Annotated in this window: 6 protein-coding genes and 3 pseudogenes; 5 read left to right on the top strand and 4 right to left on the bottom strand. The window is 56.6% G+C overall.

Annotation, left to right across the window (positions count from 1 at the left end; genetic code table 11):
• Nucleotides 1–77 precede the first annotated feature (77 nt).
• Nucleotides 78–1,089 (bottom strand): annotated as a pseudogene (locus IVB32_RS40850) (IS3 family transposase); the annotation flags it as partial.
• A gap of 80 nt (nt 1,090–1,169) precedes the next feature.
• On the opposite strand from IVB32_RS40850, the pseudogene IVB32_RS40845 reads away from it, so the two are divergent.
• Nucleotides 1,170–1,498 (top strand): annotated as a pseudogene (locus IVB32_RS40845) (transposase domain-containing protein); the annotation flags it as partial.
• On the opposite strand, the gene IVB32_RS40840 reads toward IVB32_RS40845, so the two are convergent.
• The 3 genes and pseudogenes from IVB32_RS40840 to IVB32_RS40830 form a co-directional block, all read right to left on the bottom strand.
• The gene (locus IVB32_RS40840; protein ID WP_247413149.1) at nt 1,499–1,936 is read right to left on the bottom strand and encodes a hypothetical protein; all 438 of its coding nucleotides are present in this window, start codon (nt 1,934–1,936) and stop codon (nt 1,499–1,501) included.
• Between the two features lie 149 nt (nt 1,937–2,085).
• Nucleotides 2,086–2,231 (bottom strand): annotated as a pseudogene (locus tag IVB32_RS40835) (IS3 family transposase); the annotation flags it as partial.
• A 149-nt stretch (nt 2,232–2,380) separates the two neighbouring features.
• Complete coding sequence (locus IVB32_RS40830; RefSeq protein WP_247413147.1) at nt 2,381–3,157, bottom strand: aldolase/citrate lyase family protein; 777 nt, start codon at nt 3,155–3,157, stop codon at nt 2,381–2,383.
• Nucleotides 3,158–4,124: 967 nt separating this feature from the next.
• Between IVB32_RS40830 and IVB32_RS40825 the strand changes: the two genes are divergently transcribed.
• The 4 genes from IVB32_RS40825 (at nt 4,125) to IVB32_RS40805 (ending at nt 6,330) form a co-directional block, all read left to right on the top strand.
• Nucleotides 4,125–5,123, top strand: coding sequence for a RimK family alpha-L-glutamate ligase (locus tag IVB32_RS40825; protein ID WP_247413145.1), 999 nt, complete (start codon nt 4,125–4,127; stop codon nt 5,121–5,123).
• Nucleotides 5,124–5,297: 174 nt separating this feature from the next.
• On the top strand, nt 5,298–5,441 hold the full coding sequence (locus IVB32_RS43255) for a hypothetical protein (protein WP_247413151.1): 144 nt from the start codon (nt 5,298–5,300) through the stop codon (nt 5,439–5,441).
• Nucleotides 5,442–5,727: 286 nt separating this feature from the next.
• Complete coding sequence (locus tag IVB32_RS40810; RefSeq protein ID WP_247413143.1) at nt 5,728–5,919, top strand: hypothetical protein; 192 nt, start codon at nt 5,728–5,730, stop codon at nt 5,917–5,919.
• Between the two features lie 39 nt (nt 5,920–5,958).
• Nucleotides 5,959–6,330, top strand: a complete 372-nt coding sequence (locus IVB32_RS40805; RefSeq protein ID WP_247413142.1) for a transposase — start codon at nt 5,959–5,961, stop codon at nt 6,328–6,330.
• Nucleotides 6,331–6,396 lie beyond the last annotated feature (66 nt).

Below are 6,396 nucleotides of genomic sequence, written 5' to 3'. Positions count from 1 at the left end.
TACCCCACGGGATCGAATCCCAATCAGCAAAGTCTTTTCTCTTCAACAACATAGACAGATGGGTGTTCTGATGCGCGGTTGTAGTCTCTACGCCAATCCTCCATTTTCTGCCGGGCGTCGTCAAGGCTCAGGAACCAGTGCATGTTCAGGCATTCGGTTCTGAACTTGCCGTTGAAGGATTCGATGAAGCTATTGTCCGTCGGCTTGCCGGGACGTGAGAAGTCGAGCACAACGCCTCTTTAATAAGCCCAGATGTCGAGATCGCGGGAGATGAACTCCGATCCCTGATCCACACGAATGCTCTTCGGGTAACCGACGGTTTTGCAGATGCGCTCCAGAGTCAGCACAACGTCCTCGCCTCGATAGCTGAACCGCGGATCGACCGCCGGCGAGAAGCGGCTGAAGATGTCGACAATAATCAGCACGCGGAGTTTGCGGCCGGTGGCCAGCTGGTCGTGAACGAAGTCCATGGCCCAGGTCTCGTTGATCTGTTTGGCATCGGTTCGATCTTCTCGCAGCTTGGCCTTGACGCGGCGCTTGGGCGTTTTGTTGCGTAATTGCAGGCTCAATTCCCGGTACAGGCGATAGACCCGTTTGACGTTAACGGCCCAGCCCTCCCGTTGCAGCAGCACATGAATGCGCCGATAGCCGTATCTCACCCGCGTCGCGCAGATGTCCTTGATCCGGTGTTTGAGAGCGGCCTGGTCGCCGCGCTTCGACTTGTAGACGTAAAGAGCGCGATCAACCCGAAGCGTGGAGCAGGCCCGCCTGACTGACACCTTCCAGTCACTTCGCACCTTGTCGACAAGCTCGCGCTTGCGGCCAGGCCTCAGAGCTTTTTTGAGAGCACATCCTGAAGCATGGCGTTGTCCAACGACAGGTCGGCGACAATCCGCTTCAGCTTCCCGTTCTCTTCCTCAAGCTGACGCAGCCGCTTCATCTCGAGGGCATCAAGCCTGCATACTTCTTCCGCCAGTTGTAGAAGGTTGCCTCGCTGATCCCGGCCTTGCGGCAGACCTCGGCCACCGCCGAGCCGTCTTCAGCCTGTACGAATGCAATCTGCGCCTCTGAAAACTTCGATGCCTTCATGGAATTCTCCTCTCCCCATCAGGGGATCATAAGTGGAAAATTCCAGTTCAAACTGGCCTAATTTGGCGGGGGCAGGTCACAACCGTTGGGAAGGCCTGACGCGCTTCATCGATGATGGGCGCATCGAGATCGACAGCAATACGGTCGAACGCAGCATCAAGCCAATAGGCCTGGGAAAGAATTACTTGTTCGCCGGCAGTGAGGGCGGCGCCGAAACCTGGGCCACCCTCGCATCGCTCATCAACACGGCAAAGCTGCACGACATCGACCCGCGGCACTATCTGACCGATGTTCTCGAGCGCATCGTCTCCGGACGTACAAAGATCAATCGATCAATCAGCTGCACATGCTGTTGCCGTGGAATTGGAAGGCCGAGCACGATAGCTCGCAGGCAAAGCTCGCCGCCTGATCAGTTCGACGGCAGGGCATCTGGAACTTCCTGAGCATCGCTGGCGTCGTCGTAGATCTCTTCGCGGATCACGCGCAGCGTCACCTCGAGTAGATACACTTGCAGCGCACCCTCCAGCTCGGTGAACTCCGGCAGCAGGAGTCGATCGACGAAGCCCCGTGACGCACGGACCATCACCGTGTTGCGTCGCTGCCGGCGATAACGAAACGGCCGCAACCCATATCGGCGGCAAAGCGCCAGAAAAAGGTGCCGAGACCACTGGTCGGGAAGTGAGAATTGCTGTTCGATCGGTGGATCGTGGCGCGCGAGTTCCTCGACCCGGGCCCGCACCCGCTGCAGCGCGGCTTCCGCCGCAAGGCGCTCACCAGCAGTTCCGGCCCCCACGAACAACGCCTCGATCTTCCGAAGCTTCTCGCGCAGCTGCGACTCGCTGTTCATTCTGATCCCGTTGCCCGCTCCGAACCGGGATCACCCCATCACCGCGCCCCGGCGGCGTCAATCATCCCGACCGCGCTATCCAGAGCATTCCGCGCAAGTCAAGCCCGGGCACCGGTGATCCTATCGTGACGCTCACGGTGTTCCTCCGTAATCGCCCTCATGCGCTGGCGAAGGCCGGCATCGTCGGCCCGGGCCGTTCGATATCTCATGGTCATGCGACAGCAGCCGATGGCTTTACACGCCCGCCGTTCGCTCATCCCGTGGCACCCACGAGATGCGCGACAGCTTTCCTTTTCGTTGGTAGATGCTGGCGTGCTGACGCCGTGCTGCTACGCTTCATGCTCTGGTCCTGGTCTTGGGCCGGAGCGAACTTCAAACTGGATTAAGGCCGGGGGTAAGGTCTAATGGTTGCAGTAATTCTGAACCGCTAAGAGGTAGCTTTTCTCATGCTTTGCCGTCGGAATCCTTGCGGATCTGATTCACCTGTCGTTTTGCATAGCTCGACATCAGTCCAATTTCGTCAGATAACGAGACGAACTTGAATCCCATGTTGATCGCGCGCACGGCGCCCTCAGCGTCGCCACAATGGATACCTGGATAGAGCTTGCGCTTGTCGCACTCGTTTACGATCTTGTCGTAGATGTTGAGTATTTCGGGTAAGATATGATCCACCTTTGGCCCAATCCCGTAGGACAATCCGAGATCGGTAGGGCCGATGTATACACCGTCGATGCCTTGGACGTCGAGAATCGATTCCATGTTCTCGACTGCGATTTTCGTCTCTATCATGGGAAGTACTATAACTTCGTCGTTGGCAGTCTTCTGATAGCTACCCGGCGTGCCAATGCCGGCACGGATCGGGCCATTGGAACGAGTTCCAGCCGGCGGATACTTGGCATAGCAAACGAGGTTCTTTGCTTGCTGTGCGGTGTTGATCATGGGGCAGATCACCCCATAGGCGCCGCCGTCGAGCACCTTGCCAACGATACCCGGCTCGTTCCAGGGCACGCGAACCATAGGGGTGACGAACTGGCCATTCATCGCCTGAAAGCACTCTATCATCGAGATGTAGTCATGCACGCCATGCTGCATGTCGACAGTGACGCTGTCGAACCCGCATTGGGCGATCATCTCAGCCGTTAGGCCAGACGGAACTACCAGCCAGCCATTTACTACCGCCTTGCCAGAAGCCCAGATTTGCTTGACCCTGTTGTTTGCCATGGATCGTCTCCTCTCGCCGTTTGCGTCCTCGTGGATGTCCATCGCGTAGCCCGATGAATAGTGGCCTTTGCTAGCCCCTGGCTGGAGGGGCTACCTGAGGCGGCCCAGATGTCGCTACGCACTCTTCAAGAGTTATGCCAATTGCAGGCGCTGAGGTGCAAGCCTCTGACACTTGGCATCGCAGACGCTGCTAACAATCGATCCGAACCGCGGAGCTCGCCGTTCGAATCCAGAACTGCTGCTCCCGCCCACAATTCGCGCTGCAGTGCCTCACCAAAATCATGGGTTCTGCGTAGGGTCAAAGAACTGTGCCGGCACCAGCAGAGAGTTCGTCAAGAATCCCCTAGCGACATGGGCTCTCGGCCTGGCCTTCAAAATCGTTTTTTGTCGATGAAAGAGAAGGCGCCGGTCACGGCCCGCAAGTGCGGTGCGATAGGACTCCGGTCTAAGTAAATGACCAGCGATACCGCCGAATGCTACGAACGCTGGAGACTGCATACGAGTTGGTCCGTTCGAGCCAATCTATGCCGAACTGAAGGCCCGATGTCGTAAAGCCGACGAACACTGCCCGCTAGTTTTGTTCATCACGCGCGTGAGCGTTGGAGTGGCAGTGGCACGTCGATTGTTAAATCGTCCGCGAACAGAGCGGCATGTTTGGTGGACTGTTCATTAGGCGTGTTAAAGCTCTGAACGCATGCAATGCCCCCTCGATGACACCGCTCGCTGCATCGTTTCCTTTCTCGCTTGGTGAACTGGCATGGCGATTGCTGGTAGATTGAAGAGAACGCTAAGTTGATGTCATAGCTGACAGATAGGCTTGCGACCAAGCAGAAGTGGTGATTGATGCGCAAACTTGTATTTGGAGCGGCTAATCGAGATGAAGGTGGCGGGTAAAAGGCCTCTTTGTCATCGACGATCTGGATCGCGCAGCTAGTTCATTTTGTGTTCATCTGGTTAGGAGAATGTGATGAGACTGTTGATACTCACAAATAGCCTCGATTGTTTGGGTGAGAATGATGCAGCCCTCGCTAATGCCTTCCGTCGGTCGGGGTGCGAAGTCGTTCTCGGCGAGATCAATGCGATTTCAGCAGATAACTATCGCTATTTCACACTAGGAGCGATGGTTCCGGAAAATGGCGAGCCGTACCATCCCGGCTCTGCCGCATTGGGAACTCGAAAGGCATATTTTCTTGATGAATGCCAGCTAATCTGGGTAATGAGCTGGCCGCATGATCGTGTATTCCGCGATGTCTGGCAAATGCTGTGGCTCGCCTCTCGACATACCGCGTTCGTTAATAGCATTGAAGGCCTAATGTTTCTAAATACAAAGCATGCAATAGGCTATGTCGTGCCAGCAGAGAATAGAGTCTATTCCTATATATCTAATGATTTCTCATCACTCTGGGAGCGCTATCAGAAAGCATCCGATCAGCAGTGGATAGCCAAACCGCCGAATGCCGCTTGCGGACAGAACGTCTTCTTACTTCCTCCACGTGGACCGAATGTTCGGACAATCCTTCAGTGTCTTACCGGGAACACTGTCGCGCAAGGCGAGCTCGACTGCGGCGGAGTAGGCGGATTCAAGGCGGAATATGCTATTCTTCAGAAGTATATTCCGGAAGTTCGCGAAGGCGAAAAGCGAGTGATCGTTGCTTGCGGGAAAGCGGTTGCGTGGCATGGTCGGCAGCCCCCCCCTTACGACCATAGGTCGAACATGACGCAAGGAGGAAAGCCGGTCGCAGTCGATCTGCATTCGAATGAAATTCAGCTCGTAGAATCGATTGGCTTAAAGCTAATGGCGCACGGTATTAATTTTGCGGGAATCGATATGGCTTTTCCATACATCGTAGAACTTAATCTAGGGTTTCCTGGCGGCTTGTACGATTCTAAATTGACTTCTGGGACAGATGGTTCCGATGAGGTTGCGAAACTTATGATCGCCCAATTTAACTGTGCAGGATCCTAGAGAGCTAAAATCGGTTCGCCACTTTGCCGTCTGGCTGGGATTGACGCTGCGGTCTCATTCAAGCGGAGGCAAACAGCGATTGGACGAATATCGAAGATGGGAATTCGGACCTCCGCTCTTCGCGTGGTTGGGGCAACGGCCGTTTTGCGGGTCGCCCAGAACGAGGCTCGGGCCGTGGCTGAAGATGTTCTCGCCAGACGGCCCTTCAAGGTTGCCACTGTCGCGCAGGGCAATAAAGAGCGCGGATCATCTGGGCTTCTGAACAAGGCGGTCGTCAGCCGGCTCGCCCGACCGGTGAATACGATGGTCCTCGTCTGATGGATGCAGTGGCTGCTAAAATGATCTGACCGGCGCAGGCCGGTAGAGACTGGGTGCAACTACAGGCGATGGACCCACGTGACCTGCCACCGAGTATTTCCTCCTGATCTGAGGCCGGCAAACTGGACCAATCTTGGCTAGAGTTTTTGGCACCGATTCCCGGCTGTGGAGTAACCATGCGCTGTAGGCCGCAAGCGCGCTGATCTATCCGGTTAGCGGTTAGATCTCGTCGGACTCTTCGGTCTTCGGCTTCATCATCGCAGCGAGCGCGTGGCGGCGTTTTTCGATGATGCTGGGGGTGTCGCTGTGGATTGCGATCAGCTATTTGAGGTTCTCGATCCCGTCATCGGTGAACGCCATCACCCCGTCTTCACCGACGCCGACGACCCATAGCTGGCCATCCTCGCTGTCCATTTCTTCGGCGACCTCGAACAGCCGTAAGCGCGAAGCCGATACCCTTGCTTCAGAATTCGAATGAACGTGCGAAAGAAGCCTCCGGCTTGGACGGAGGTTTCGGATGGGATTGGACAGCAAAAAGGACGTCCATTTGGACGGCTCAACGAGGCGATCGGTGAGCCGGCTGGAGGTTCTTGAAGGACCATCGGGGCGCCGCGTACGTTCGGAAGCTGAGAGAGCTCGGATCGTCGCCGAGAGTCTGTTACCCGGTGCCCAGGTGTCCGAGGTGGCGCGCAAGCACGGAGCGACGCGCTGGCAAATCTACGATTGGCGGCGGCGGTTTCGACAGCGAGGCATGTTGTCGCCGCGCGAGGCGTCCCCGCCGACATTCGCGCCGCTAATCGTGGAAGGTGCGTTGGAGGAGCGTCAGGTTCCGGCGATCAAGCTTGAGATCGCGATCGGCGATGTCGTGCTTGGACGGACACAGCCATAGATGGCGAGCAGCTGTCCCGTGTGATCCGCGCGATGCGAGCGTCACGATGATCGCGGCCGGTGCCGA

Source organism: Bradyrhizobium sp. 23, assembly GCF_023073295.1.
GTDB classification, from domain to species: domain Bacteria; phylum Pseudomonadota; class Alphaproteobacteria; order Rhizobiales; family Xanthobacteraceae; genus Bradyrhizobium; species Bradyrhizobium canariense_D.
The sequence above is the reverse complement of the archived record's forward strand: the minus strand, read 5'-3'. Positions and strand labels throughout refer to the sequence as shown.